Raw genomic sequence first — 24,578 nt, 5'->3', positions numbered from 1 at the left:
GATGCTCTCCGCCATCCTCAACACCAGACCGACGATCCGCCGCCTGATTGCGCTGGCGATTGCCGTGGTCACGGCCTGTATGCTTGCCTGGGTGGTGTTCGCGGCGTTCGACAGCGTTGCCTCCGCACAGGCCGGGATCGAGGAAAAGCGCGAGCTGCTCGGTCAACTGCAGAGCGTGGCGGCACTGGCAAAGCGCCTCGATAGCGCCGCCAGTCCGCAAGCCGCGGCCAATCCCGAATTTCTCACCGGCGGCAGCGAAGCGATTATCCGCGGCGGGCTGCAAACCCGCCTGAACGCGATTGCCGCCGCCAATGGGGTGAGCGTGCTGTCCGCCGGCAATGCACCGGTGCTGAGCGAGGCCGGCGTCGATTTCATCGGGCTGCGGGCCAATTTGTCCGGGCCGCTGGAAGGCATCCATAACGCCATCCTCGCCATCGAGACGTCGCTGCCGGTGCTGTTCATTCGCGAGGCCACCTTGCGCACCACCGATGTCAGGCCCGCGGCGGGGCGAACCGGCGACCCCGAGCTTTTTGCCGAGATCCTGTTTTACGGGCCGCTGCAAACGCAGATGGCGCCCGCCGGGGTCAAACCATGACCGGGAAATTCGCAGGCCTGGCGATTGCGACTGTGATCGCGGCCCTCGCTTTGGTCAATGTCGCGCTTTACGACACACCTGTCGACATCACACCGGTCGCCTCCGGCAAGGGCCATGATGGCGGCCCGACCTCGGTGGCGGGATCGCTGCAATTTCCCGAAGCCGGCGATCTCAGCGAGACGTTTCAGCGTCCGCTGTTCACGCCGACACGCCGGAAATTCGTGCCGCCGCCGGTCGCGCCGCCACCGCCGGTGGAGGTTGCCGTTGCCCCGGTCGCGCCAGCACCGGCGCCGCCGCCACCCGAAGCCCCGCCGGCCGTCGCACCATCGCTTCTGGGCATCAGCATTCAGGGCGGAGCGGCAAAGGCGCTGCTGCGCGTCGCCGGCAGCGGGGCCGCGGTCTGGTATGGCAATGGCGAGACCGTCGACGGCTGGACGGTGTCGGCGATCGACAAGGATCAGGCCGTGCTGGAGCGGGATGGCAAGGTGGCACGCATCCCGCTTTATCCGCCCTGGAAGAGTGGCCCACCAACTCCGAATGCCCCGGAACTATGAGAGATCGCGCCGCCCATGACAGCGCCAATGAAAGCGCAGCAGACGACAGTGCCGGCGCCGGCTTTTCGCTGGTTGCCGTGCTGGTGTTCATGCTGATCGTCTCGGCAATCGTCGTCCCCTTTGCCGTGATGGCCAAAACGCGGCTGATGATCGCCAACAACGAGGTCGAGCAGGAGCGCCTGTCGCTGCTTGCCGAAGGCCTCGGCAATGTGGTTGCGAGCGCATTGACCGGCGGCTCAGGCGCGGAAAAGTTTCCGCTGGATTCCACACCGACAGCATGCCAGTCGGGGGCACTCAGTTTCGCCGTGCGCGTCCAGGATCACGGCGGACTGATCGACCTCAATGCCGCGGATGACCGTCTGCTGGCGCTTGGCTTCGCCGCGCTCGGCTTCGAGCAGCAGACATCGGATGACCTGGCCAAGGCGGCGATCCGGTTTCGCGACAGCGCCAAGTTGTTCGCCGGCCTGCCGCAGCCCAGAGGCGTCGTCGGGCCAGCCGAAGACAAGCAGGCGCCGTTTGAATCCGTGTCCGAACTGCAGGAGTTTTCGGCACTGTCGTCGATACAACTGCAGACCCTGGATGGTGTTTTCACGGTCAACTCGAAGCGTGGCACGATCAGCGCCGATCACGCGCCAGGCCGTCTTCGTGCGGCCCTTGCCAGTGGCTCCGACGCTACGGTCGTTCAAGCGTCGGCCGAACCATCGGCCTACACGGTCGATGTGGTGGTGAGGCGGGACAGTTCCGGGATTACGGGCGAGGCCGGGTTCATCATCGAAAAATCTCCGGCAGGTGCGTCATTCTCGCGCGTCGCCCGAAGCCCGGCCATCGAAGCCGGCGTGTTGCCGCCGCTCGCCGGCACCGCCGACTGCGAAGCGCTTTTCGGCACTGAGGCGGCGCGGATTCTGCGGGGGTGGAGCTCATGAACGCCTCCGCGCAGTCGAAGGGGATAGAGGCGTTTCTTGCATTTCTCGAAGGTGAGAAGGTGCTGACCGCGCATGCCGCCCAACGCGCTTTGGGGGCATCGCGGACATCGGGACACCCGTTCGATACGGTGATGACCGAACTCGGGCTGATCGGCGAGCAAGACCTAGCCAACAGCCTCAGCCGCTATCTCCAAGCGCCGACGCCGGTCGAGATTCCCGAACAGGTCAGCCCGGAAATGCTGGCAGGCGTGCCGCTGGCCTATCTCAGGGAAAACGCCATCCTGCCGCTGCAGATGGACGCCGAGCAGCTGGTCGTCGCGGTGGCCGATCCTTTCTCGTCGGCCACCATCGACGCACTGGCCTTCCACTATGAGCGGACACTGGCGCTGCGCATCTTGCCAAGACGCATGATCGCCGAACACATCGATCGCATCGAGCAATCGGCCATGGCTGCCGTTTCGAATGGCGGCGGCAGCGGCGAAACCTTGGATTTCGGTCCTGACGACCTCGAGCGCTTGAAGGATTTCGCCCGTGAAGCGCCGATCGTGCGCTTCGTCGCCGAAACCATCCACAAGGCGGTCGATGCAAGAGCCACCGACATCCACATCGAGCCGCTCGAGGACCATGTCCGAATCCGCTTCAGGCATGACGGCATGCTGTCCACCGTCGACACCGCGTCGATCGCCATGCTGTCCGGCATCTCCACCCGCATCAAGATCCTGTCGCGGCTCAACATTGCCGAACGCCGCCTGCCGCAGGACGGGCGCATGCGCATTGCCGTGCGCGGCAGGGATGTCGACCTGCGCGTCTCGGTCATTCCGTCCATTCACGGCGAGGCCATCGTGCTGCGCATTCTCGATCGTGCCGGCGTTGAGCTGAAACTGGAGAAACTCGGTTTCGACAGCGCCGCGCAAGCGAAGATACGCACCATGTCGCAATCGGCCAACGGCATCGTGCTGATCACCGGACCGACCGGCAGCGGCAAGACGACGACGCTCTATTCGATCCTGGCCGAACGCTCGCGGCCGGATGTCAAGATTTTCACCGTCGAGGATCCGGTCGAATACCGCATGGCCGGCATCACCCAGCTGCAGGTCAATCCGGCGATCGACCTCGACTTCGCGGCCGCCTTGCGCTCGATCCTGCGGCAGGACCCCGACATCATCCTGCTCGGTGAAATCCGCGACCGCGAGACGGCTCAGGTCGCGGTCCAGGCGGCCTTGACCGGCCATCTCGTCTTCTCGACGTTGCACACCAACAGTGCCGCAGGCGCGCTGACGCGCCTGCGCGACATGGGCATCGATGGCTATCTGCTCGGCGCCACGATCCGCGGCGTCATTGCGCAGCGGCTGTTGCGCCGTATCTGCCCGACTTGCCACGGCGCCGAGCAGACCGGCCCGGCCTGCCGCACCTGCAACGGCTCCGGTTACAGCGGCCGCACGGTGACCTATGAAATGCTGCAAGTGTCGCCACGCATTGCCGAGCTTATCGACCAGGGTGCCGGCGAAATGGAGATCGGCCGCATTGCAGCCGAGGACGACCTCGTGCCGATGTCGGCCCACGCAACCGCCCTTGCGCGATCGCAGGTGACCACGATGGACGAAGTCCGTCGGGTCATCGATCTCGCGGGAGGTGACTGATGCCGGCCTTCGCCTATCGCGCCTATCTGGCCGACGGCTCGACGGAAGCCGGCGTTCTCGATGCATCGACCAAACAGGACGCCGCGCGCAAATTGGCGCAGCAGGGCCGCCGATCCTACCATCTTGCCCCTGTGAACAGCGAAAGGCCGCAGCTTCGCCTGCCCGGGCGCAGCGCGCTGACGCTGACGCGCAGGGTCGACCTCAGCCGCTTGTTTTCCGAACTTTCGGTGCTTCTGAATGCCGGCTTCACGGTCGACCGTGCCTTGGGCGCGGTCATCTCCGGCGAAGCCAACCGGCAGCGGCGCCAGCAGCTGCAAGCGGTGCTCGATCTGACGACCGGCGGCCGGCCGATCGCCGAGGCCTTTGCCGCCCTGCCGGGCATCACCCCGGATATTGCCGCGCTGCTTGCCAGCGGCGAGCGCAGCGGCAAGATGGCTTATATCTGCCAGCGGCTGGCGGACACGTTCGAGGCAACAGCCAAGCGCCGCGCGGCAATTGGCGAGGCGCTGGCCTATCCGGCCTTCCTGCTGCTGGTCATGAGCGGCGCGCTGGTCATCCTGGCAACAGTCCTGGTGCCGGCGCTGGAGCCGATCTTCGAAGGGTCATCCGCCCCCAAGCCGTTCACCATGACCATGCTTTCCACCTTCGGCATCGTGTTCCGCGATTACCCCTTCGTTTTCCCGCTGGCGGCGGTTCTCGGCCTGCTTTGTTACCTTCTGATGTCCCGTTCCGCTGGCGCCAGGAGACAGCTTTCGCACTCGGTGTTGAAGATCCCGCTGATCGGCGCACTGGTCAGGGATGCCGTGGTCGCGCGCTATCTCGAAACGCTTGCGCTGCTGCTCGGCAATGGCGTGGCGATGACCGAGGCGCTTGGCCTGGCCGCCAATGTCTCCCGGCAGAGTTCATTGGCCGCGAGCTTTGCCACCATTGAAGAGAACGTCGCCAATGGCGCGCGCCTGCACGGCGCGATCGTCAAGGCGGGGATCTTTGACCACGCGACAATGTCGCTGGTCTCGCTTGGCGAAGAGGCCAATGCGCTTCCCGTGGTGCTGGATCGCGCCGCGAAAATGCTGCAGCTGACGCTGACGCGGCGCATCGACACCGTGCTGAAGCTGTTGACGCCGGCGCTGACGATTTCGCTCGGCTTTCTCGTCGGCAGCCTGGTCATTTCGGTGATGACGACGATCCTCAGCATCAACGATCTGGCGCTGCAATGACCGCCGCCCCTGGAGCCAACACAGAGACGGACGCAACGGCGGGATTCACCCTGGTCGAAATGCTGGTGGTACTGGCGATCATGGCGCTTGTCGCCGCCATCGCCGCACCGGGGCTGGTCAGCCACTATCGCACCAAGAGCCTGGAGACAGTGGCCGGCGAGATCACCATGCGGTTGCGCCTGTCGCGCACATCGGCCATCGCCACCGCCCGGCCGAGGCAGATCGTTGTCGATCTCGGCAGCCGTCTCATCCGCTTCGGCGAACGCGACAGTCTTGCCTTGCCGGACGATGTCAAAGTGACCGTGATCACCGGCCAGGAGACTGTCGTCGCCGATCGGCAGACAGTGCTGACCTTCCTTCCCGACGGCAGCGCTTCCGGCATGGACATAGCGCTGGAGCAAAAAGGGCGGACCGCGCGCATCGCGGTCAACTGGCTGACAGGGCTTTCGACATGGCGAACCCTGCCATGACCGGGCCATCGTCCCCATCCTCATCCGAAGAGGGATTCTCGATCCTGGAGATGATCGTTGCCATGACGATCCTGGCGCTCGTGCTCGGCATCGCCAGCCAGTCGATCGTGCTGGCCAGCCGCAGCATTGCCGCGGCCAAACGCCAGGTCGAAGCGGCGAGAACCGTCCGCATGATGCTGGCCGACTACGAGGCCCGGGCGCAAACCACGGCGCAGCCCGGCTGGACCCTGAAGACCCGCACGATCGACGTCGCGAAGGCGAAGGTGACCGCCGTTCTCATCGAGAAGCCGGGTGGGGCGTTTCCAAGCGGCCCGTTCCTGACCTTCGTGCCGGCGCAAGGCCCGGCTGCGCGATGAGCTGGCCGGCCTCCCGCGCTCAGGCGAAGGCCCGAGCTGTTCGCCGCCGTCTTGCGGGGGCTGCTTTGTCGAGCGGCAAGTCGCATCCGCAACCCCCGGCATCGGTGGCGGGTTTCGCGCTCATCGACGTGCTGGTGGGGCTGGCGCTGATCGGCGTCATCACATCGCTGATGATGGTCTTTCTCGGCCAGGCGCGAACGATGATGCGCATCGAAAAGGCGACCGAGTTCCAGATGGAGGTCGATGCCGCGTCGCGGTTCCTCGAGACGACGATCAGCCACGCCGAAGCCTTGCCATTGTCCAAATCGTCGCCGGACCAGGTGCTTTATCTCAGCGGCGATGCTGCCCGGATCGAGTTCAATGCCGTTCAGGCGATCGGCTTCAAATCCTCGGCACTCCGCGAAATCGTGATTTCGCTTGGTGACGGTGGCCAGTCGGGAGCAGCCCTGGCCATCGTCCAGAAAACGCGGCGCGGCAGCAAACCCGGCGCATCGGTGTCGAGCGAACCGGTGCGGCTGATCGGCGGCGTAAGTGCGATGAAATTCGAATATCTCGACAACGCGCTGGCGCCGCCATCGTGGCTGCCGGGTTGGAATGCACCGCGGCGGCTGCCGGCCGCCGTGCGCTTCACCCTCTCGGTGGTACGCAATGGCGTCGCCTATTCATCGCGAGGTTTTGCCCGCCTCGATCTGGCCAGCACCCCGGCGCCGCGCACGAATTGAGCACGCTCTCTCCGGCCACCGTCAGTTGCTGACGTCCTGGTCTTCGCCGGTTCCGTCGGGCTTGCCGTCCTTGCCAAGGCTGCGAATGACCACGCCGCTGGCATCGGCCTTCACTTCGTAGGTGTAGGGCCTGCCCCATGGATCCTTCAGGCCGGTGTTTCCCTTGAGGTAAGGGCCGTTCCAGCGCGTTTCGCCGGCAGGCTGCGCGACCAGGGCGTTAAGCCCCTCTTCATCGGTCGGGTATTTGGCGTTGTCGACATAGTAGAGTTCGAGCGCGCTTTCGATGTTGCGGATCTGCGCCTTGGCCGCATTGGTCCTGGCCGCGCCGAGATAGCGCAGCACCTGCGGTGCCGCGAGTGTCGCGATCAGCGCGATGATGGCGAGCACCACCAGCAGCTCGACCAGGGTGAAGCCGCTTTCGCGATCATCGCGGTCGCGGCGGGATCTTTCGGAGGGTTGAAGAAAGCGCATCATCAGAGCAGTCCCATGTCTAGACCTGCAAATTGTTCCAGCGCCCAGCTTGAGCCGAGGCCGATGGCGATGAACGGACCGAAGGCGACGCGAGCCCGCGCTGCCGCCGGCCCTGTCGCGACAACCTGCCCGCCGACGAACAAAAGAGCGCTGGCGCTGGCGATGAACAGCAGCACCGGCAACAGCAGCGGGCTGATCCAGCACGCGGCGGCCGCCAGCATCTTGACGTCGCCGAGGCCGAGGCCGATCCGGCCGGTCATCAGGAAATGGCCGCGCCGCAACAGCCAGGCAGCAGTGAAAGTCGCGGCGGCAAACAGCAGATGCAGCGGCAGACCATTGGCGTCCGCCGCCAACTGATAGCAAAGGCCGATGCCGGCCAGCGCCAGGTTGAGCGCGTCCGGGATGATCTGCCGGCGGAAATCGGCGACCGCAATGGCGGCGAGAACAATCGCCAGGGCGATCGTGGCAGCCAGTACGAGAGATGGATGCGTAGCCATCGTCAATACGCCAGCCTCTTCAAATCCTGCTGCAGCTTGGTGCCGCCACGCCGCTTCTGGATCGGCGTCTGCAGGCTGATCTTGCCGCGGAATTCGTCGGTCACCTCGCGCGCTTCATTGATATCACGCACGACATGGGGGCGGATGAAGATAATCAATTCGGTGCGCCTGATGGAATCGTCTTTCTGCTTGAACGCATTGCCGAGAATCGGGATATCGCCGAGGATCGGCACCTGGCTGCGGTCGACATTGTTGTTCTGCTGGATGAGGCCGCCCAGTGCCAGGCTTTCGCCGTCATTGACCAGCACGCGCGTCTGGATCTTGCGCTGCTGGATGGTTGGCGAGTCGATATCGGAACTTTCCGTCTTGGTGACGTTGCTGACCTCCTGCTGGATGTCGAGCATGACCCTGCCGGCATTGTTGATGCGCGGCGTCACCGTCAGGATGACGCCGGTATCCTTCATCTGGACCGAGTTGATGATCGGCGCACTGCCGTTGCCGGTGTCCTGCGATTGCTGGGTCAGAATCGGCACCTGGTCGCCGACCTGCAGGATCGCCTTCTGGTTGTTGAGCGCCATGATGGTGGGCGCCGAAATGACGTTGACGTCGGTGATCTTGGAAAGCGCGTTCAACGTCACCTGGATGTTGTCGGTTGCATAGCTCCAGTTGAAGCCGGGCAGGGTGGCCGCCGCGGCGGCCTTGGCCACGTCCGTCACGGAGACCTTGGTGCCGCCATTCTCGAAGAACCAGCGCAGGCCGTATTTCAGGTCGTCGTTGAGCGTGACTTCGGCGATCACCGCTTCCAGCATGACTTGCGTCGGCAGCACGTCGACCTTGGTCAGGATCTGCTCGATGCGTTCATAGTCGCGCGCCGTGGTCTGGATCAGCAGCGCGTTGTTCTCGACATCGGCGACCACAGTGGCATGGGCGGGCGCCTCATTGTCTTGCTGAGGCAGCGAGGGCGAGGGCCCGGTCAGCGGCGCCGGCGTGACGCCGTCCGACTGCATGGCGATCGGCGTCTGGTCGGGCGACACGTTCGAGCCGCCCGATTGGCCTTCGGTCTTCACCGTGGTGCCGAGAACCGAGCTCAGCACCGCCGCCAGCTCCTTGGCCGGCCGGTTCTGGATCTGGTAGACGAAGAGCTGGCTCTCATTGGTCTCGGCCAACCTGTCGAGCTTGTTGATCCAGCTTGCGGCGCGCGCCAGATAGGCCGGGCGCGAGGTGATCACCAGCACCGAATTCAGCCGGTCATTGGGGATGAACTGGATGAGCTTGGCGCCTGGCCCTTCCTTGGTGCCGAAGATCGAATCGAGCTCGGCCGCAACCGCTTCCGGCTTGGAGGTCTTCAAGGGATGCAACGCCACCGACATGCCGCGCATCCAGTCGACGTCGAACACCGAAACCGCTTCCCGGATGGCATTGAGGTCGCTGTCGCTGCCGGCGACGGTGATGATGTTGCGGGTGGAATCGACGCGCAGCACCGAGCCCTGGCGGGTGATCGGCTCGAGAATGGTTTTCATCTCGTCGGCGGCGATGAATTGCAGCTGCAGCACCTGCACCTTGACGCCGGGGCCGGACGGCGACGTCGACGGCACGCTGACCGGCGGCGTGCTGGCCATGATCTCCGACAGCGGCACGATCTGGTAGGTGCCGGCGCGGCTGGTGATGCCGGCGGCGTTCACCGCCAGCGCCGATTGCAGGATATCGACCAGCGCATCCTTCGACACCGGCTGCGAGGTCTGCAGCGTCACCGTGCCTTGCACGCGCGGGTCGACGATGTAGTTGAGGTGCAGCGCGTCACCCAGCACCGCCTTGGCCGCGTCGGCGATCGGCGCGTTGACCAGATTGAGCTCGAACTTGCCGGAGCCGTCGCTGGTCACCTTGGTGACCGGCGCGCCCGACGACACGAACTGCCCCGTGCCCTGATACTGCGCGCCGTTGAAGCGCTGTGCCGCGCCCGCCGCCGAGGTGATGGTGGCAGGCCCAGTATAGCCCGACCGCAAGGGCGAATTCTTGGCGTGCAGGCTGTCGATGGTCTCGGTGAAAAAATCCTTGCCCGGCGCGGACGTGCAGCCGGCAACAGCCAGCAGCGTGAACAACACGACGCAATGACTCGGCTTGCTCGACATCCACCCGATTCCCCTAGGGGTTCAGTCTAGGGCTTCTTGCAAGCCGATGTCGGGAATGATGGTGGTGTTTGGGGTCTATCCACAGGGTAGGTGGGGGAAGAGAGTGCGCGCGATTTGGAGATCGATGCGGAACGCTTGCGCTCCAGCGGAGCAGCGGCGGTCTCGGTTGGGACTGCTTTAGGCTACAGAGGCGGCGTGGCCTTGGCCCGGGAGGTCAAGCCGACATCGCGAAAAAGTACACTGCCACTGCAATTCTTTGACCGATCTATGGAGATTCGACTAACGAGTCGATGAAAACTGCGGGGTCAAAAAACTCTACATCAGAAAATTTCAAATCTAATACAACAACAGACGGCGCCATAAGTGATAATTTACCTGTTAGGTCACTAATTTTCAACGATGGATCAGGAAACGCGACTTTTTCGTATTTTTTTGAACACTCAGATCTTTTTCGGTGAACGTCTTTCCAATCGTATACAAAAAATCCGCGCCGTGCCATCGATAGGAAACTGTCAGATCCTTTGATAGGTATCAGAAATTCAGCCTTTGAACATATCGGTAATATTTCTATGTACTCCTCTATGTCAACGATATCGATCCATTCATTACTCAATATACGAGTTGGAATCGGCCCTTCGCCCCCGGTTACAAATGCACCCAAAGATCCGGTCGAGTCAGATGCGATCCATACGCAATCTATTCCTATCGGGTAGTCCGTCATTTTTTTACTCGTCCGATTTGAATCGGGTTCCCAGAGGAAATGCGCCTCGACCATAGCGGGCTTCGCAGCGTGCGCATACGGGAACCTCATTGCTATTTCGTGGACGCATTGCCGGTGTAAAGTGTGTAGCGTCTTTGTCACTTCCTAGTGCCTCAAATACATGGTCTTCGGCGCACTTTCCTCCCTCGCACGCCCGAGCAACTACCTGTCCGGTTGTCGTATTGTACCCGCCCGTTACGGTTGCTGGTGCTCGACCTTTCAACGGAGCCAATGACTCCGCGAGGGCATCGCGCGCGGCAATTGCTCGTGCCTCAAGAAGCGACACCCTTGCAGCAGCCACCCTTGCCATCGCTAACTCGGAAAGGGTGGTCACCGCTTTTACGCCAATCCCTGGACCGGGCATCAGCCCAAACACACCGTCGGCGTTGTCCACCTTTCCTGAAGCGCTGAGTTCACTCTGGCGAGCCACTTCATCCGCCACCCTCGGACTTAGACGTTCATATGGGTCCCTGTCTGCATTGAAGAAGTCTCGCCGACCCGTCCTTATGGCCTCCGCGCGGGCTTCAAGCTCTGCCCGCTCGTGGTCAGCTTTTTGCGCTGCTGCCCTCGCTTCGGCGGCCGGGCCCACTACACCTGTAGCATGCCCGTTCTGATCGCTCTTGTTGACGGGATCATTCTGGGCATAAGCATATCGATTGGTGCCAACACCCTCCTTTGTCGGATCCCAATCATCCGGCGAGATGAAACGCCCCAACACCGGATCCATATACCGTGCATTGAGATAGAGCAGCCCGGTCTCGGCATCGAAGCGCTCGCCGATATAGCCCTTTTGCGTCTGGAAGCCGGTGTTGAGGCTCTCGCCATAGGTGGCGTAGGTGGTGCCTTCAACCACGGCGCCCGACATGTCAGTGACCAGGCGCACTGAGGCCAGATGCTCGCGGTGCAGAAAGTATTTGGTCGTGCCGACGACCTTGATGTCGGTAATTACGGTGACAGTGCACTAATTTTTCTCCGTCGGCCTCGCTTTCTCGGTTTCACGGCTCTTCCGGTTTGTGCGGCAATCCGGCCCAAAAAGGCTTCATCTCCAACCGGTCGGCCGATGCTCTCGGCCTTGCGCAGCGCGTCGAAGGCAGCGACATCCGTCTCGAGCAAATCGAACAGCCCGGTAGACGATGGCAGACGATCCCTTATTGGTTGCAGATCCGTAACGCCATCGGGCTCGCCCGTCAGATGCGCGCGAGCGCTTGACCAGGGCCAGTCCGCCGCCTGCTTCACCAGCCCCGCGCGCACCGGATTCAGTCCAAGATACCGTACCGCCGACAAGAGGTGATCCTCGTCCATCGCGACGGCGCCGAAGCGGCCTTGCCAGAAATGTCCGGTTTTCTTCTGTCTCGCATGGATGATGCCGGCATAGGTGCGATGCACCTTGGCGAGCGCGCGCCGGAGACCGTCCGGATCGGTCGGCGTCAGGATCAGGTGCACATGGTTCGGCATCAGGCACCATGCCCAGATGCCGACATTGGCGGCGCGGCAATGCTCGACCAGCAGGGTCTTGTAGAGCGCGTAGTCCCTGGGCGTGAAAAACACCTTGGCGCGCCCGTTGCCGCGCTGCGTCACGTGGTGCGGCAGACCGGGAACGACAATGCGAGCAAGGCGAGCCATGCGGTCAGTCTACACGCGGCCATAGCCAGGCGGACAGGGTAAAAAGTGCACTGTCACCGTAATTCGAGAATGATGGCGGTGTTTGGGGTCTATCCACGGGGTAGGTGGTGGGCGAGGCTGCAGGGGTGAGGAGAAGAGTGTGCGCGATTTGAGGATCGATGGACGCGTGCTACTCCAGCAGGGGGGTATGATTTTATCCGAGACGGCTTGGACTACAGAGGCGGGGTGGCTTGGCCTGGGAGGCCAAGCCGACATCGCGAAAAAAGTGCACTGTCACCGTTATTCTACCTCAGATTTATCAAAAACAAATAAAAGTGACACTGTCGACACAAAATCAAGCCGCAGCGAACCGGAGTCCTGTTAGCTTATTGGAATCGTATATATTTTTAAAATTATCAGAAACAATTATGTCGAACCTGGCGACAACTGGATCGTTCATTCTAAATATGTCAAGTTCTGTCGAAAATCCATTTTTCAATTTGAGCTCGAAAATCCTAGATATACTACCGTCGTCGTATTTTTCATAAGACGAAGTTAAAAAATCGAATCCGTCCACTTCATCCATAGGAACATATATTTCTATATCGTACTTGTCAGTTTTTGCTGCGTAGAATTTGTGTCGGCTCTGTAAAATTATCGCCCCAAATAGCTCGAACACTTCGCGCCTTGCAAAAAAGCCACTCCTTATAGAAGTCGCCACGAAATCTCCGATAGGGAGGGGACGCTGTTTGTCAAAGCGGAATTGCAACTTGCTTTGGTCGATATCCCTCGCACCTTCCATTCCTAGAAAATCTTGCGGTCCATAGTCATTCCCCCAATCACTAAGAATGGCATAATTTCTGGAATCTTGCTGGGTCCGCCAATATAACATCATAGCCCCTTAGAGTTGAGTTCTACCAGCGTCGACGTCGTTCGAATTACGGTGACAGTGCACTAATTTTCCCTCGCCGGCCTCCTGCTGGAGGATATCCAGATCCCGAAGCGGGGCTAGTCTAGTCAGGTTGACGGTCCGCGGCCGGGCGGCGGCCGTCGATCCACAGCGCAAGCAACGTGCAGGCCGCGCCCGACAGCAGATAGGCGCCGGCGGCGATGAGGCCGAAATTACCGGCCAACAGCAGGGCGGCGAGCGGCGCGAAGCCGGCGCCGAACATCCACGCCAGATCCGAGGTGATCGCCGAGCCGGTGTAGCGATACTGCCGGGAAAAGCGCGAGGCGACGACGCCCGACGATTGCCCGAAGCTCAACCCGAGCAGAATGAAGCCCAGTACCATGAACAGCGCCTCGCCGACGGCGCCGCCATCCAGAAGCTGCGGGGCAAAGCCGCTGAAGGTCGCGATGGCGATCGCCGAACCGCCGAGCAGCGCACGGCGTCCGACGCGATCGGCCAACGGGCCCGATGCGACGATGGCAGCGATGCCGAACAGCGCGCTCACCGCCTCGATCATCAGGAAGCGTGCCGGCCCCTCATTGGTGAAAAGGAACACCCAGGAAAGCGGAAACACCGTCACCATGTGGAACAGGGCGAAACTCGCCAGCGGCGCGAAGGCGCCGATGACGACGTTATGGCCCTCGGCCCTGATCGTGTCCCTGATGCGCGTTGGCTGCAGGTCGCCGCTCTCGTACAGTTTCGAGAATTCGGGCGTGACGACGATGCGAAGCCTGGCGAACAGGGCCACGACATTGATGGCGAAGGCGACGAAGAAGGGATAGCGCCAGCCCCAGGAAAAGAAGTCGTCGGCCGACAGATTGGCGACGAAGAAGGCGAAGAGGGAGCTTGCCACGATGAGGCCGATTGGCGCGCCAAGTTGCGGGATCATGGCATAGAAGCCGCGTCGATTCTGCGGCGCGTTCAGGGCCAGCAGCGAGGGCAGTCCATCCCATGTTCCGCCAAGCGCCAGCCCCTGGCCGATGCGGGCAAGCGCCAAAAGCCACACCGCGACCGCACCGATGTCGCCATAGGCCGGCAGGAACGCAATGGCGACGGTCGACGTGCCGAGCAGGAACAGCGCGATCGTCAGTTTCGCGCCGCGCCCATAGGCGCGGTCGATCGCCATGAACAGAACCGAGCCGAACGGGCGCGCGACGAAGGCCAGCGCGAAGATGCAGAAGGAATAGAGCGTGCCGACGAGCGGGTCGTGCGTCGGAAACACCAGCTTGGGGAACACGATGACGGAGGCGATCGCATAGACGAAGAAGTCGAAGAATTCCGACGTCCTGCCGACGATCACGCCGACCGCTATATCGCCGGCGCTGACCTGGCCATGATGCGAGCCGATCAGCTCGCTGTTTGTTTCGGCAGTCGAAGTCTGAGCCATCTTATCCGTCGCCACCGCGTGGAATGAACTGTCCGGAACCCGATTCTGGGGATTCCCCAAGGGTTCTATTGTGCACTGCACACTGCGCCAAAGCCATGCCGGCTGGGCATTGGACAAATTGTCCAATGTTGCCGCGCCGCCGCGAGCAGTAGCCCTTGGATCGATACCGCACTGCAACATGAACGGTTGCCGCGGTCCATCGAGGGCAGCGTTTGATGAAACGATTTGGAGCCTTGCTTCTGTTCCCCCTGGCCGGGCTGTTGAGCGGCTGCGATCTGGTCGTGCTCGCGCCCGCCGGCGATGTCGCGGCCCAGCAGCGCGACCTGCTCGTGGTCTCGACCCTGCTGATGCTGGTCATCATCATCCCGGTCATGGCGCTGACGGTGTTCTTCGCCTGGCGCTACCGGCAATCCAACGCCGCGGCGACCTATGCGCCGGACTGGGATCATTCGACGAAACTGGAACTGGTGATCTGGGCGGCGCCGCTGCTCATCATCATCTGCCTTGGCGCGCTGACCTGGCTCGGCACGCATCTGCTCGACCCGTACCGCCGCATCGACCGCATCGAGCCCGGCCAGCCGGTCACCCAACTGCACAAGCCGCTGTGGGTCGAGGTCGTGGCGCTCGATTGGAAATGGCTGTTCATCTACCCGGACTACGGCATCGCCTCCGTCAACGAACTGGCCGCACCGGTCAACCAGCCGATCGACTTCCGCATCACCTCGTCGGCGGTGATGAATTCCTTCTACATCCCAGCCCTTGCCGGGCAGATCTATGCCATGCCGGCGATGGAGACGAAGCTGCACGCCGTCATCAACCGGCCGGGCACCTATAGCGGCTTTTCGGCCAATTACAGCGGCGCCGGCTTTTCGGGGATGCGCTTCGCCTTCCACGGCCTGTCCGACCAGGCTTTCGAGCAGTGGGTGGCGCAGGCCAGGACCGCGTCGGCCGCGCTCAGCCGAGAGAATTATCTCGAACTCGAAAAGCCGAGTGAGAACGAACCGGTCCGCCACTATGCCTCCGTCGATCCCGACCTTTACGGCGCCATCCTCAACCTGTGCGTCGAGCGCGGCAAGATGTGCATGAACGAGATGATGTCGATCGACGCCAAGGGTGGCCTCGGTCTTGCGGGTGTGCGCAACACGCTGCCGCTGCAATACGACAAGCTCGCCCGGCGCGGCGCGGTGTTCGGCAACGATCCGTCCTATGTCGCCAGCATCTGCACGGCGGAGGAGGCGGCTGCCGCGGCGCGCGCGGCTAGCGATGCCACGCCGGCGGATTGGCCGGCCAGGAATCTTTCCCCGCTACGTGGGGCGGGGCTGCTGAGGCCAGGCACCGAGAGCCGCCGCGCCGAGGCGGATACGCCGTCGCTTGGCCTGCTGCGGCGCGAATTGTGAGAGACAGAAGATGCCCGATACGCTGATCAAATTCATCTTCGGCCGCCTCACCCTGGACTCGCTGCCGCTGCACGAGCCGATTGTCGTCGCCACCTTCATCGCGGTAGCGCTCGGCGGCATCGCCCTTCTCGGCGTCATCACCTATTTCAAGCTGTGGGGCTATCTGTGGCGTGAGTGGTTCACCAGCGTCGACCACAAGAAGATCGGCATCATGTACATGGTGCTCGGCCTGGTCATGCTGCTGCGCGGCTTCTCCGACGCCATCATGATGCGCCTGCAGCAGGCCATCGCCTTCAACGGCTCCGAGGGCTACCTCAATTCGCATCACTACGACCAGATCTTCACCGCCCACGGCGTGATCATGATCTTCTTCGTGGCGATGCCCTTCGTCACCGGCCTGATGAACTTCGTCGTGCCGCTGCAGATCGGCGCGCGCGATGTCTCCTTCCCCTTCCTCAACAATTTCAGCTTCTGGATGACGGTCGGCGGCGCCATACTGGTCATGGCCTCGCTGTTCGTCGGCGAATTTGCCCGCACCGGCTGGCTCGCCTATCCGCCGCTCTCCGGCATCGGCTACAGTCCTGATGTCGGCGTCGACTATTATATCTGGGCGCTGCAGGTGGCGGGCGTCGGCACGACGCTGTCGGGCATCAACCTGATCTGCACCATCATCAAGATGCGCGCACCCGGCATGACGATGATGCGCATGCCTGTCTTCACCTGGACGTCGCTCTGCACCAACGTGCTGATCGTGGCGTCCTTCCCGGTGCTGACGGCGGTGCTCTCTCTGCTGGCTCTCGACCGCTATGTCGGCACCAACTTCTTCACCAACGACTTCGGCGGCAACCCGATGATGTATGTGAACCTCATCTGGATATGGGGTCACCCGGAAGTCTACATCCTCATCCTGCCGCTGTTCGGCGTCTTCTCCGAAGTCACCTCGACCTTCTCCGGCAAGCGCCTGTTCGGCTACACCTCGATGGTCTACGCCACGGTGGTCATCACCATCCTGTCGTACCTCGTCTGGCTGCACCACTTCTTCACCATGGGCTCGGGCGCCAGCGTCAATTCCTTCTTCGGCATCACCACGATGATCATCTCGATCCCGACCGGGGCGAAGATCTTCAACTGGCTATTCACAATGTATCGCGGCCGCATCCGCTTCGAACTGCCGATGATGTGGACGATGGCCTTCATGCTCACCTTCGTCGTCGGCGGCATGACCGGCGTGCTGCTTGCCGTGCCGCCGGCGGACTTCGTGCTGCACAACAGCCTGTTCCTGATCGCGCATTTCCACAACGTCATCATCGGCGGTGTGCTGTTCGGCCTGTTCGCCGGCATCGCCTATTGGTGGCCCAAGGCCTTCGGGTTCAAGCTGGATCCGTTCTGGGGCAAGGTGTCGTTCTGGTGCTGGGTGGTCGGCTTCTGGTTCGCCTTCATGCCGCTCTACATACTCGGCCTGATGGGCGTGACGCGCCGCATGCGCGTCTTCGACGACCCATCGCTGCAGATCTGGTTCGTCATCGCCGCCTTCGGCGCGGTGCTGATCGCCTGCGGTATCGCCGCCTTCCTGGTCCAGATCTACGTCTCCATCCGCAGGCGCGAGGCCCTGACCGATCCGACCGGCGACCCCTGGGACGGCCGCACGCTCGAATGGTCGACCTCCTCGCCGCCGCCCGCCTACAACTTCGCCTTCACGCCTGTTGTGCGCGACAACGACGCCTGGTGGGACATGAAGAAGGCCGGCTACGTCAGGCCGCTCGCCGGCTTCAAGCCGATCCATATGCCGAGCAATACCGGCACCGGCGTCATCCTGGCCGCCTTCAGCGTCGCGCTCGGCTTCGGCCTGATCTGGTACATCTGGTGGCTGGCGGCGCTGAGCTTCGTCTGCCTGATCGCCACCGCGATCGGCCACACCTTCAACTATATCAGAGACTTCCACATTCCGGCTGCCGAGGTCACGCAGACGGAGGAGGCGAGGACGACGCTCCTCGCCGCTCAGGGCTAGGGGTTGAACATGGCGTCGATAGCGACCACGGCCGGAACCGAGCCGGTCTTCCACCTGGAAGAAGAGCATGCGCATGCCGAAGGCAGCAGCACGATGCTCGGCTTCTGGCTCTATCTGATGAGCGACTGCCTGATCTTCGCCATGCTGTTCGCGGCCTATGGCGTGCTCGGCGGCAATTACGCGGCGGGGCCTGCTCCGAAGGACCTGTTCGATCTCGACCTGGTCGCGGTCAACACCACCATGCTGCTCTTGTCGTCGATCACCTATGGCTTTGCCATGCTGACAATGGACAAGGGCCGCGTCGCTGCAACGCAAGCCTGGCTTGCCGTGACCGGCCTGTTCGGCCTGGCCTTCCTGTCGATCGAACTCTACGAATTCGCGCACATGATCCATGAAGGCGCGACACCACAGCGTAGCGCCTTCCTGTCGTCCTTCTTCACTTTGGTCGGCACGCACGGCCTGCATGTCACCTTCGGCACCGTCTGGCTGGTGACGCTGATGACGCAGGTCGCCAGGTTCGGCCTCACCGAGGCCAACCGCCGCCGGCTGATGTGCCTCTCGATGTTCTGGCATTTCCTCGACGTCGTCTGGATCGGCGTCTTCACCTTCGTCTATCTGATGGGGATGTTGCGATGAGCGCTCATGATCATGCCGATCACGGCCACGCCCATGGTGGAGCCGCGCATGGATCGTTCAGGGGTTATCTGATCGGCTTCGTCCTGTCGGTGATCCTAACCGCCATCCCGTTCTGGCTGGTCATGAGCGGCGCCATCGACAACAAACAGGCCACGGCCATCGTCATCATGGCCTTCGCCGTGGTGCAGATCGTCGTCCACATGGTCTTCTTCCTGCATATGAACACCGCCTCGGAGGGCGGCTGGTCGATGCTGGCCCTGATCTTCACGCTGATCCTGGTCGTCATCGTGCTGACCGGTTCGCTCTGGGTGATGTACCACCTCAACGCCAACATGATGCCTGGGCTTCACGACATGCGCGAGATGCCATGAGCCCGGCGCCGGGCGCGCGGAGGGCCACTGTCGAGTCAGGGATCGGGCAGGCCGGCATTGATCTGTCCGCCGCGCCACGAAAGGACGCCGACAGATCGCCTGCGTCGCGGCTTTTCCTCGCACTGCTCGGCCTCCTCGGCGTGCTGGTGTTTCTTGGGCTCGGCATCTGGCAGTTGGAAAGGCGGGTCTGGAAGCTCGACCTGATCGCCCGCGTCGACCAGCGCATTCATGCTCCGGTTGCCGATGCCCCCGGCCCGGGGGCCTGGGCCGGCATGACCGCGGCCAGTGGTGAATACAGCCATGTGCGACTGGCTGGGCACTTTCTGGGCGGCGCCAACACGCTGGTGCAGGCGGTGACGGAACTTGGCGGCGGCTATTGGGTGCTGACGCCGCTGCGGACCGACCGTGGCTTCGTCGTGCTGGTCAACCGTGGCTTCATCCCCCAGCAGCGCAAGGCCGAATTCGAACAAGAGAGCGGTAGCTTCACCGCGCCGGCCGTCATCGATGGGCTGTTGCGCAAGAGCGAGCCGGGCGGTGGTTTCCTGCGCAACAACGATGCCGCGGGCAATCGCTGGTATTCGCGCGACGTCACCGCCATCGCAACTACGCGCGGCCTGACGGATGTCGCCCCCTATTTCGTCGATGCGGAGGCATCCGGCACGGACGGCTGGCCGCGCGGCGGCCTGACCGTCGTGACGTTCCGCAACAGCCACCTCGTCTATGCTTTGACCTGGTTCACGCTCGCTGCGATGCTTGTTGCAGCCCTGGCCGCGCCGATGATCGGCCGCCACCGGCGGCGAGGACCGGCAAGATGAGCGTCCCGACGCAAGCGCTTCGCAACGACAAATCCTTCGCGGTATCCCATGCGGGCAATGGCGGCACGGTCTCGGATCCCGATGCGGCGAACAGGAAGAACCTGCTCCTGCTCATCCAACTGCGTTGGCTGGCGGTGGCGGGTCAGGTGCTCACCATTCTGGTGACGGAATACTGGTTCGATATCCCGCTGCCGCTGCCGGAGATGGCTGGCGTGGTGCTTTTCCTGATCGGGCTGAACATCTTCAGCCTCTTGGCTTCGCGCGGCCAGCGCCCGATCAGCAACGCGCAGCTCTTCGTCGCGCTGATTTTCGACATGGCGGCGCTGACGACACAGCTTTATCTGAGCGGCGGTGCCTCCAACCCGTTCGTGTCGCTCTATCTCTTGCAGATCACGCTTGGCGCCGCGCTGCTGACACCCTGGTCGACCTGGAGCCTGGTGGCCGCCGCTTCGGCCTGCTTCGTCTTCCTCACCTTCCAGTTCCAGCCGATCGCAATCCCGCACCACGGCGGCAGCGACCTGCTGGCCTTGCATATCAGGGGCATGTTCATCTGCTTCGTGCTGGCGGCCGGCCTGATCGTCATCTTCATGACGCGCATCAACCGCAATCTGCGCGAGCGCGATGCCTATCTCGCCGATCTGCGCCAGCACTCGGCCGAGGAGGACCACATCGTGCGCATGGGCCTGCTGGCCTCGGGTGCCGCGCATGAACTGGGCACGCCGCTGTCGACCATCTCCGTCATCCTCTCCGATTGGCGCCAGATGCGCAGCGTCACCCGCAACCGCGAACTGGCGGGAGATATGGCCGAAATGCAGGCGCAGATCGAGCGCTGCAAAAGCATCGTGTCGGGCATCCTGATGTCTTCGGGGCAGGCGCGGGGCGAGGGCACGATCCGCACAAGCATCCGCCATTTCCTCGACGATCTTGTGATGGAATGGCGTGTCAGCCGCCAGCCGTTCAATCTGGACTACAAGAACGATTTCGAACCCGACGAGCAGATCGTGTCCGACACGGCGCTGAAACAGGTCATCGTCAACGTGTTCGACAACGCGCTGGAGGCCTCGCAGGCTTGGGTCGGCGTCACCGCCGAGCGGCAAGGCGAGAAACTGGTGATTGCCGTGCGCGACCGTGGGCCGGGTTTTGACGAGGCTATTCTGGCCGCGCTCGGCCAACCCTATATGTCGAGCAAGGGACGGCCTGGCGGCGGCCTCGGCCTTTTCCTCGTCGTTAACGTGGTTCGAAAGCTGGGAGGCGACTTTTCGGCGCGTAACATGGAGCAGGGGGCCTGTGTTACGCTCTCGCTGCCGCTCGCGGCGCTGACCGATGGAGATGATCATGAGGCCTGATCGATCCCTGTTTATCGTCGAGGACGACGCCACCTTCGCCAAGACGCTGAAACGCTCCTTCGAAAAGCGCGACTACGACGTCGTGGTCTGCCACGGCAGGGAAGAATTGCTGGGCGCTCTCGAAACAGCGGTTCCTTCCTACGCCGTCGTTGATCTCAAGCTTGGCGCCGGCGGCTCCGGGCTGGAATGCGTGAAGCTGCTCAGCGCCCGCGACGCTTCGATGAGGATCGTCGTGCTGACCGGCTTTGCCAGCATCGCCACCGCGGTCGAGGCGATCAAGCTCGGCGCATGTCATTACCTGGCCAAGCCTGCCAACACCGACGACATCGAAGCCGCCTTCGGCCGCGCCGAAGGCGATGTCTCGGTTTCCGTCAGCAATCGTCCCACCTCGATTAAGAACCTCGAATGGGAGCGTATTCACGAGACGCTTGTCGAGACCGGCTTCAACATCTCCGAAACCGCGCGCCGGCTTGGCCTGCATCGGCGCACTTTGGCCCGCAAGCTCGAAAAACGCGTGGTGAGATAGCGGGAAGCGCCGTGTGACGATCAGGCCGAAATCGATTTGGTCATAATTCGAGCGGAAGCCTTCAAAGCTTTCTTGTGCGGCCTTGGATGCCTATCTGTGTGGACAGATACGGAACAGGCAAAAAAATTGGCGCAACGATCGGGCAGTGCTGATCTTCCACTTCACGGCGGGCGCGTGCCGAAATGGCTGGGCGACCGCATGACGCGGCTTGGCGCCGTCATGTGCGAGGCGATCATCCATCATTATGGCCGCAACGAGCTGCTGCGGCGGCTGGCGCATCCGTTCTGGTTCCAATCCTTCGGCGCCGTCATGGGCATGGACTGGCACTCATCCGGCATCACGACCAGCGTCGTCGGCGCCTTGAAACGCGGCCTCACGCCGCTGTCGGGCGAACTCGGCATTCACGTCTGCGGCGGCCGTGGCGCGCATTCGCGCAAGACCCCGCATGAGCTTGCGGCAATCGGCGAGCGCATCGGCTTCGACGGAGAGCACCTGGCAACCGTCAGCCGGCTTGTCGCCAAAGTCGACAGTGCCGCCGTTCAGGATGGCTTCGACCTCTATCTGCATGGCTTCATCGTCACTGACGACGGCGATTGGGTGGTGGTGCAGCAAGGCATGAACGGCGACAGCAAGGTGGCGCGCCGCTACCATTGGCTGTCCGAAGGTCTGAAAAGTTTCGTCGATCAGCCGCACGCCGCCATCGAGGGCGCCAACCAGGGCGAGATCGTCAACCTGACCGACCGCCGCGCCGAGGCCTCGCGCCAGGGACAGCTGGACCTGCTCCAGGATCTTGGGCCGGATCGCATCCTGCGGGAATTCGCTGCCCTGGAGCCAGGCACCGCATCGGCTCCGGAGCAGCCGCTGCTGCCGCACCTGGTCATGCCGGCACACCATGATGTGCGCGAAAGCGATGTCATCATGCGTCGCCTGCATGGAAACATGGCGGCGGCCGCCGAGCGTGGTCCGGCGGATTTTTCCGAGCTCCTGCTGGTTCCCGGCGTCGGCGCGCGTACCGTGCGCGCGTTGGCCCTCGTTGCCGAAGTGGTGCATGGCGCGCCGTGCCGTTTTTCCGATCCGGGCCGGTTCTCACTCGCCCATGGTGGCAAGGACAGGCACCCTTTCCCCGTTCCGCTCAAGGTCTATGACGAGACGATCGGCGTGCTGAAGTCCGCGGTGCAGAAGGCCAGGCTCGGCCGCGAAGAGGAAATCGGCGCGTTGAAGCGGCTCGACGATCAGTCGCGGCAGGTCGAGCGATACGTCACCGGCCCCAGCCTTAAGGAAATCGTCGCCGGAGAATTCGACCAGTCGCACCTGCTTGGCGGCCGCAGTGTCTTTGGTTGGGAACCGGCGCCGGACAAAGCGCCCGCGGAGCTCAACAAGAAGGCATGACAAGGCAAACAACCCTCAGTGTCATGCCACGCGACGGTAGCTGTAGCGATCGCGGATGAATTCATTGAAGAAGCGGCCTTTCGAGGCGGCCTTCTTGAAAGCCGCATAAGTTGCCGGGGCAACGTCCGCATAGTCATAGCGATTGCCGCTCGGCACGAACCAGACGGAGAGCGTCCTGGTCGTGGGATCGTATTGTGTGTTTCGGATCGCGGTCGACGGCATAGTGGCACCTGGCTGCTCAGCCAGATAAATTCGCTAACCATGGTCCGGTTCCCTGCCATTGCCACCGCACGGTCTATGACGCATGGAAGCGCGGTTCCGTATTGCCTTGCGGTCCGGCCCTCACCATCTAGGCGGGATGTCGTCACTCAAATCGAAAGCCACGGGCCACACTCCCGCATTCCAGCACGATCTCTTTGGTGATGTCGCAGAGCTGCCCGAAGGTTTCGCCTACCAGGCCGGATTGATCACGCCGCAGGAAGAGACGGAGCTTGCGCGGCATCTTGAGAGACTGCCGTTCCAGGCGTTCGATTTCCACGGGCATCTGGCAAACCGGCGCGTCGTCGGGTTTGGCCTGCGCTACGATTATGACCGACGTGAAGTCGTCGAGGCGGCGCCGATCCCTGATTTCCTGCTGCCTGTGCGCGAGCAGGTCGCGGCCTTTGCGCGCCGGCCGATAGAGGCTTTCGCGCAGGTGCTGATCAATGAATACCGGCCGGGCGCCGGTATCGGCTGGCATCGCGACAAGCCGCATTTCGAAGACGTCGCCGGCGTTTCGCTGCTGGCGCCCTGCAGCTTTCGGCTGCGGCGACAGAACGGTGACAGATGGGAGCGCCGGACCATCGCCGTCGAGCCAGGATCAGCCTATCTCATGACTGGTCCTTCGCGCAGCGAATGGGAGCACAGCATCCCGCCGCTTGCCGAGCACCGCTATTCGATTACCTTGCGGACATTGCGGTCTCAAATGCCCTGAGCGTCCTGCTGGCGATGAAGGCCACGCCGATCTGGTTATTTCACGCCGATACCGGCGGTCAGGCCGCCATCTATCTTGTAGTCGGCGCCAGTGCAGAAGCCGGCCTTGGACGAGCACAGGAATGCGATGAGTTCCGCCACCTCCTCCGGCTCGCCGATGCGGCCAAGCGGATGGGCCGCGCCGAAGCGCCTGTAGGCCTCTTCGACATCGGCATCGCTGCCACTGTCGCCGCGCGCGGCCTTCTCGAGGATTGGCGTGCGGATCGAGCCTGGGCTGACCGAATTCACTCGGATGCCTGATGCCGCATAGTCGAGCGCAAGTGAACGCGTCAGCGTATGGATCGCGCCTTTGGTCGTGGCGTAGGCGGCGACATTCTGCTGGCAGGCGAAGCCTTGCACCGAAGCGACATTGACGATGGCGCCGCCGCCGCGCTTGATCATTTCCGGAATGCCGAAATGGGCGGTCAGGTAGATCGAGCCGACATTGACCGTCATCGCCCGATTCCAGGTTTCCCAATCGGTCGTCGTCGCGGTTCCGTAGGGATGGACCGCCGCGGAATTGACGATGACGTCGATGCCGCCGAATCTCGCGACGCCGGCTGCGACCGCGTCACGCACCTGATCGGAAACGGACACGTCGACCGTTTGCACCAGCGCACTCGCTCCGGCCTTGGCAAGGCTTTCCTGCATGGCGGCATTGGCGGCCCGGTCGATGCCGCAGGCGATGATCGCCGCACCTCCCTGCGCCAGCCGTCTGGCGGTGGCGAGCGCGATGCCGGTCGTTCCCGTCACCAATGCCACCTTGCCGTCGAAATCCTTCATCGCGGGAGCTCCTTCATGCGCCAT

General features: G+C 62.7%; 27 protein-coding genes. 17 read left to right on the top strand and 10 right to left on the bottom strand.

Annotation, left to right across the window (positions count from 1 at the left end; translation table 11 throughout):
- Window position 1 precedes the first annotated feature (1 nt).
- From gspM to JN279_RS33685, 8 genes are all read left to right on the top strand, one after another.
- The gene (gspM, locus tag JN279_RS33720) at window positions 2-595 is read left to right on the top strand and encodes a type II secretion system protein GspM (RefSeq protein WP_202351359.1); all 594 of its coding nucleotides are present in this window, start codon (window positions 2-4) and stop codon (window positions 593-595) included.
- Complete coding sequence (locus JN279_RS33715; protein ID WP_202351358.1) at window positions 592-1,149, top strand: hypothetical protein; 558 nt, start codon at window positions 592-594, stop codon at window positions 1,147-1,149. The genes gspM and JN279_RS33715 overlap by 4 nt, the downstream gene beginning before the upstream one ends.
- Window positions 1,146-2,072: a general secretion pathway protein GspK gene (locus JN279_RS33710; RefSeq protein ID WP_202351357.1), complete on the top strand. Its 927-nt coding sequence runs from the start codon at window positions 1,146-1,148 to the stop codon at window positions 2,070-2,072. Before JN279_RS33715 ends, JN279_RS33710 begins: the two co-directional genes overlap by 4 nt.
- A complete protein-coding gene (locus JN279_RS33705) occupies window positions 2,069-3,712 on the top strand; it encodes a GspE/PulE family protein (RefSeq protein ID WP_202351356.1) in 1,644 nt (547 codons plus the stop codon). The genes JN279_RS33710 and JN279_RS33705 overlap by 4 nt, the downstream gene beginning before the upstream one ends.
- On the top strand, window positions 3,712-4,929 hold the full coding sequence (locus JN279_RS33700; protein WP_202351355.1) for a type II secretion system F family protein: 1,218 nt from the start codon (window positions 3,712-3,714) through the stop codon (window positions 4,927-4,929). Before JN279_RS33705 ends, JN279_RS33700 begins: the two co-directional genes overlap by 1 nt.
- Window positions 4,926-5,399, top strand: coding sequence for a GspH/FimT family pseudopilin (locus JN279_RS33695; RefSeq protein WP_202351354.1), 474 nt, complete (start codon window positions 4,926-4,928; stop codon window positions 5,397-5,399). Before JN279_RS33700 ends, JN279_RS33695 begins: the two co-directional genes overlap by 4 nt.
- Complete coding sequence (locus JN279_RS33690; protein ID WP_202351353.1) at window positions 5,396-5,755, top strand: PulJ/GspJ family protein; 360 nt, start codon at window positions 5,396-5,398, stop codon at window positions 5,753-5,755. Before JN279_RS33695 ends, JN279_RS33690 begins: the two co-directional genes overlap by 4 nt.
- A gap of 65 nt (window positions 5,756-5,820) precedes the next feature.
- Window positions 5,821-6,477 carry a general secretion pathway protein GspJ gene (locus tag JN279_RS33685; RefSeq protein ID WP_244734265.1) on the top strand — a complete coding sequence of 219 codons (657 nt, stop codon included), beginning with the start codon at window positions 5,821-5,823 and terminating at the stop codon, window positions 6,475-6,477.
- Window positions 6,478-6,498: 21 nt separating this feature from the next.
- On the opposite strand, the gene gspG is transcribed toward JN279_RS33685, so the two are convergent.
- From gspG to JN279_RS33645, 8 genes are all read right to left on the bottom strand, one after another.
- Window positions 6,499-6,951 carry a type II secretion system major pseudopilin GspG gene (gene gspG / locus JN279_RS33680; protein WP_202351352.1) on the bottom strand — a complete coding sequence of 151 codons (453 nt, stop codon included), beginning with the start codon at window positions 6,949-6,951 and terminating at the stop codon, window positions 6,499-6,501.
- Window positions 6,951-7,445 carry a prepilin peptidase gene (locus JN279_RS33675; RefSeq protein WP_202351351.1) on the bottom strand — a complete coding sequence of 165 codons (495 nt, stop codon included), beginning with the start codon at window positions 7,443-7,445 and terminating at the stop codon, window positions 6,951-6,953. The genes gspG and JN279_RS33675 overlap by 1 nt, the downstream gene beginning before the upstream one ends.
- A gap of 2 nt (window positions 7,446-7,447) precedes the next feature.
- Window positions 7,448-9,574: a type II secretion system secretin GspD gene (gene gspD, locus JN279_RS33670; RefSeq protein WP_202351350.1), complete on the bottom strand. Its 2,127-nt coding sequence runs from the start codon at window positions 9,572-9,574 to the stop codon at window positions 7,448-7,450.
- A 265-nt stretch (window positions 9,575-9,839) separates the two neighbouring features.
- Window positions 9,840-10,295: a hypothetical protein gene (locus tag JN279_RS33665; RefSeq protein WP_202351349.1), complete on the bottom strand. Its 456-nt coding sequence runs from the start codon at window positions 10,293-10,295 to the stop codon at window positions 9,840-9,842.
- 4 nt (window positions 10,296-10,299) lie between these two features.
- The gene (locus tag JN279_RS33660) at window positions 10,300-11,199 is read right to left on the bottom strand and encodes an RHS repeat-associated core domain-containing protein (RefSeq protein ID WP_202351348.1); all 900 of its coding nucleotides are present in this window, start codon (window positions 11,197-11,199) and stop codon (window positions 10,300-10,302) included.
- An 80-nt stretch (window positions 11,200-11,279) separates the two neighbouring features.
- Entirely contained in the window at window positions 11,280-11,957 is a 678-nt protein-coding gene (locus tag JN279_RS33655) for a transposase (protein ID WP_096454402.1), read from the bottom strand.
- 334 nt (window positions 11,958-12,291) lie between these two features.
- Window positions 12,292-12,828 (bottom strand): hypothetical protein, encoded by a 537-nt coding sequence (locus tag JN279_RS33650; protein ID WP_210347615.1) that lies wholly within the window; start codon window positions 12,826-12,828, stop codon window positions 12,292-12,294.
- A gap of 121 nt (window positions 12,829-12,949) precedes the next feature.
- Entirely contained in the window at window positions 12,950-14,272 is a 1,323-nt protein-coding gene (locus tag JN279_RS33645) for an MFS transporter (protein WP_038644843.1), read from the bottom strand.
- 215 nt (window positions 14,273-14,487) lie between these two features.
- On the opposite strand from JN279_RS33645, the gene cyoA reads away from it, so the two are divergent.
- From cyoA to JN279_RS33605, 8 genes are all read left to right on the top strand, one after another.
- Complete coding sequence (gene cyoA, locus JN279_RS33640) at window positions 14,488-15,669, top strand: ubiquinol oxidase subunit II (RefSeq protein WP_202351347.1); 1,182 nt, start codon at window positions 14,488-14,490, stop codon at window positions 15,667-15,669.
- 10 nt (window positions 15,670-15,679) lie between these two features.
- Window positions 15,680-17,677 carry a cytochrome o ubiquinol oxidase subunit I gene (gene cyoB, locus JN279_RS33635; RefSeq protein WP_202351346.1) on the top strand — a complete coding sequence of 666 codons (1,998 nt, stop codon included), beginning with the start codon at window positions 15,680-15,682 and terminating at the stop codon, window positions 17,675-17,677.
- 9 nt (window positions 17,678-17,686) lie between these two features.
- Window positions 17,687-18,313, top strand: coding sequence for a cytochrome o ubiquinol oxidase subunit III (gene cyoC / locus JN279_RS33630; protein ID WP_202351345.1), 627 nt, complete (start codon window positions 17,687-17,689; stop codon window positions 18,311-18,313).
- Entirely contained in the window at window positions 18,310-18,684 is a 375-nt protein-coding gene (cyoD, locus tag JN279_RS33625) for a cytochrome o ubiquinol oxidase subunit IV (protein ID WP_202351344.1), read from the top strand. Before cyoC ends, cyoD begins: the two co-directional genes overlap by 4 nt.
- Window positions 18,681-19,499 (top strand): SURF1 family protein, encoded by an 819-nt coding sequence (locus JN279_RS33620; RefSeq protein WP_202351343.1) that lies wholly within the window; start codon window positions 18,681-18,683, stop codon window positions 19,497-19,499. The genes cyoD and JN279_RS33620 overlap by 4 nt, the downstream gene beginning before the upstream one ends.
- On the top strand, window positions 19,496-20,845 hold the full coding sequence (locus JN279_RS33615) for an ATP-binding protein (RefSeq protein ID WP_202351342.1): 1,350 nt from the start codon (window positions 19,496-19,498) through the stop codon (window positions 20,843-20,845). The genes JN279_RS33620 and JN279_RS33615 overlap by 4 nt, the downstream gene beginning before the upstream one ends.
- The gene (locus JN279_RS33610) at window positions 20,835-21,371 is read left to right on the top strand and encodes a response regulator transcription factor (RefSeq protein ID WP_027047188.1); all 537 of its coding nucleotides are present in this window, start codon (window positions 20,835-20,837) and stop codon (window positions 21,369-21,371) included. Before JN279_RS33615 ends, JN279_RS33610 begins: the two co-directional genes overlap by 11 nt.
- Before the next feature lie 126 nt (window positions 21,372-21,497).
- Window positions 21,498-22,760, top strand: coding sequence for a DUF763 domain-containing protein (locus JN279_RS33605; protein WP_202351341.1), 1,263 nt, complete (start codon window positions 21,498-21,500; stop codon window positions 22,758-22,760).
- 21 nt (window positions 22,761-22,781) lie between these two features.
- Here the strand turns inward: JN279_RS33605 and JN279_RS33600 are convergent, their stop codons facing one another.
- Window positions 22,782-22,982: a KTSC domain-containing protein gene (locus tag JN279_RS33600; RefSeq protein WP_096454422.1), complete on the bottom strand. Its 201-nt coding sequence runs from the start codon at window positions 22,980-22,982 to the stop codon at window positions 22,782-22,784.
- A gap of 136 nt (window positions 22,983-23,118) precedes the next feature.
- On the opposite strand from JN279_RS33600, the gene JN279_RS33595 reads away from it, so the two are divergent.
- Window positions 23,119-23,733, top strand: a complete 615-nt coding sequence (locus JN279_RS33595) for an alpha-ketoglutarate-dependent dioxygenase AlkB (protein ID WP_202351340.1) — start codon at window positions 23,119-23,121, stop codon at window positions 23,731-23,733.
- A 35-nt stretch (window positions 23,734-23,768) separates the two neighbouring features.
- On the opposite strand, the gene JN279_RS33590 is transcribed toward JN279_RS33595, so the two are convergent.
- The gene (locus JN279_RS33590; protein ID WP_096454426.1) at window positions 23,769-24,554 is read right to left on the bottom strand and encodes an SDR family NAD(P)-dependent oxidoreductase; all 786 of its coding nucleotides are present in this window, start codon (window positions 24,552-24,554) and stop codon (window positions 23,769-23,771) included.
- Window positions 24,555-24,578 lie beyond the last annotated feature (24 nt).

The organism is Mesorhizobium sp. 113-1-2 (genome assembly GCF_016756475.1).
GTDB lineage: Bacteria > Pseudomonadota > Alphaproteobacteria > Rhizobiales > Rhizobiaceae > Mesorhizobium > Mesorhizobium loti_C.
This window is presented reverse-complemented; position numbering and strand designations above follow the sequence as displayed.

What these genes read in the sequence shown, in the direction of transcription:
- gspM (WP_202351359.1), top strand. Translation starts at nt 2, where the DNA reads ATGCTCTCCGCCATCCTCAACACCAGACCGACGATCCGCCGCCTGATT.
- JN279_RS33715 (WP_202351358.1), top strand. Translation starts at nt 592, where the DNA reads ATGACCGGGAAATTCGCAGGCCTGGCGATTGCGACTGTGATCGCGGCC.
- JN279_RS33710 (WP_202351357.1), top strand. Translation starts at nt 1,146, where the DNA reads ATGAGAGATCGCGCCGCCCATGACAGCGCCAATGAAAGCGCAGCAGAC.
- JN279_RS33705 (WP_202351356.1), top strand. Translation starts at nt 2,069, where the DNA reads ATGAACGCCTCCGCGCAGTCGAAGGGGATAGAGGCGTTTCTTGCATTT.
- JN279_RS33700 (WP_202351355.1), top strand. Translation starts at nt 3,712, where the DNA reads ATGCCGGCCTTCGCCTATCGCGCCTATCTGGCCGACGGCTCGACGGAA.
- JN279_RS33695 (WP_202351354.1), top strand. Translation starts at nt 4,926, where the DNA reads ATGACCGCCGCCCCTGGAGCCAACACAGAGACGGACGCAACGGCGGGA.
- JN279_RS33690 (WP_202351353.1), top strand. Translation starts at nt 5,396, where the DNA reads ATGACCGGGCCATCGTCCCCATCCTCATCCGAAGAGGGATTCTCGATC.
- gspG (WP_202351352.1), bottom strand. Translation starts at nt 6,951, where the DNA reads ATGATGCGCTTTCTTCAACCCTCCGAAAGATCCCGCCGCGACCGCGAT.
- JN279_RS33675 (WP_202351351.1), bottom strand. Translation starts at nt 7,445, where the DNA reads ATGGCTACGCATCCATCTCTCGTACTGGCTGCCACGATCGCCCTGGCG.
- gspD (WP_202351350.1), bottom strand. Translation starts at nt 9,574, where the DNA reads ATGTCGAGCAAGCCGAGTCATTGCGTCGTGTTGTTCACGCTGCTGGCT.
- JN279_RS33665 (WP_202351349.1), bottom strand. Translation starts at nt 10,295, where the DNA reads ATGACGGACTACCCGATAGGAATAGATTGCGTATGGATCGCATCTGAC.
- JN279_RS33660 (WP_202351348.1), bottom strand. Translation starts at nt 11,199, where the DNA reads ATGTCGGGCGCCGTGGTTGAAGGCACCACCTACGCCACCTATGGCGAG.
- JN279_RS33655 (WP_096454402.1), bottom strand. Translation starts at nt 11,957, where the DNA reads ATGGCTCGCCTTGCTCGCATTGTCGTTCCCGGTCTGCCGCACCACGTG.
- JN279_RS33650 (WP_210347615.1), bottom strand. Translation starts at nt 12,828, where the DNA reads ATGTTATATTGGCGGACCCAGCAAGATTCCAGAAATTATGCCATTCTT.
- JN279_RS33645 (WP_038644843.1), bottom strand. Translation starts at nt 14,272, where the DNA reads ATGGCTCAGACTTCGACTGCCGAAACAAACAGCGAGCTGATCGGCTCG.
- cyoA (WP_202351347.1), top strand. Translation starts at nt 14,488, where the DNA reads ATGAAACGATTTGGAGCCTTGCTTCTGTTCCCCCTGGCCGGGCTGTTG.
- cyoB (WP_202351346.1), top strand. Translation starts at nt 15,680, where the DNA reads ATGCCCGATACGCTGATCAAATTCATCTTCGGCCGCCTCACCCTGGAC.
- cyoC (WP_202351345.1), top strand. Translation starts at nt 17,687, where the DNA reads ATGGCGTCGATAGCGACCACGGCCGGAACCGAGCCGGTCTTCCACCTG.
- cyoD (WP_202351344.1), top strand. Translation starts at nt 18,310, where the DNA reads ATGAGCGCTCATGATCATGCCGATCACGGCCACGCCCATGGTGGAGCC.
- JN279_RS33620 (WP_202351343.1), top strand. Translation starts at nt 18,681, where the DNA reads ATGAGCCCGGCGCCGGGCGCGCGGAGGGCCACTGTCGAGTCAGGGATC.
- JN279_RS33615 (WP_202351342.1), top strand. Translation starts at nt 19,496, where the DNA reads ATGAGCGTCCCGACGCAAGCGCTTCGCAACGACAAATCCTTCGCGGTA.
- JN279_RS33610 (WP_027047188.1), top strand. Translation starts at nt 20,835, where the DNA reads ATGAGGCCTGATCGATCCCTGTTTATCGTCGAGGACGACGCCACCTTC.
- JN279_RS33600 (WP_096454422.1), bottom strand. Translation starts at nt 22,982, where the DNA reads ATGCCGTCGACCGCGATCCGAAACACACAATACGATCCCACGACCAGG.
- JN279_RS33595 (WP_202351340.1), top strand. Translation starts at nt 23,119, where the DNA reads ATGTCGTCACTCAAATCGAAAGCCACGGGCCACACTCCCGCATTCCAG.
- JN279_RS33590 (WP_096454426.1), bottom strand. Translation starts at nt 24,554, where the DNA reads ATGAAGGATTTCGACGGCAAGGTGGCATTGGTGACGGGAACGACCGGC.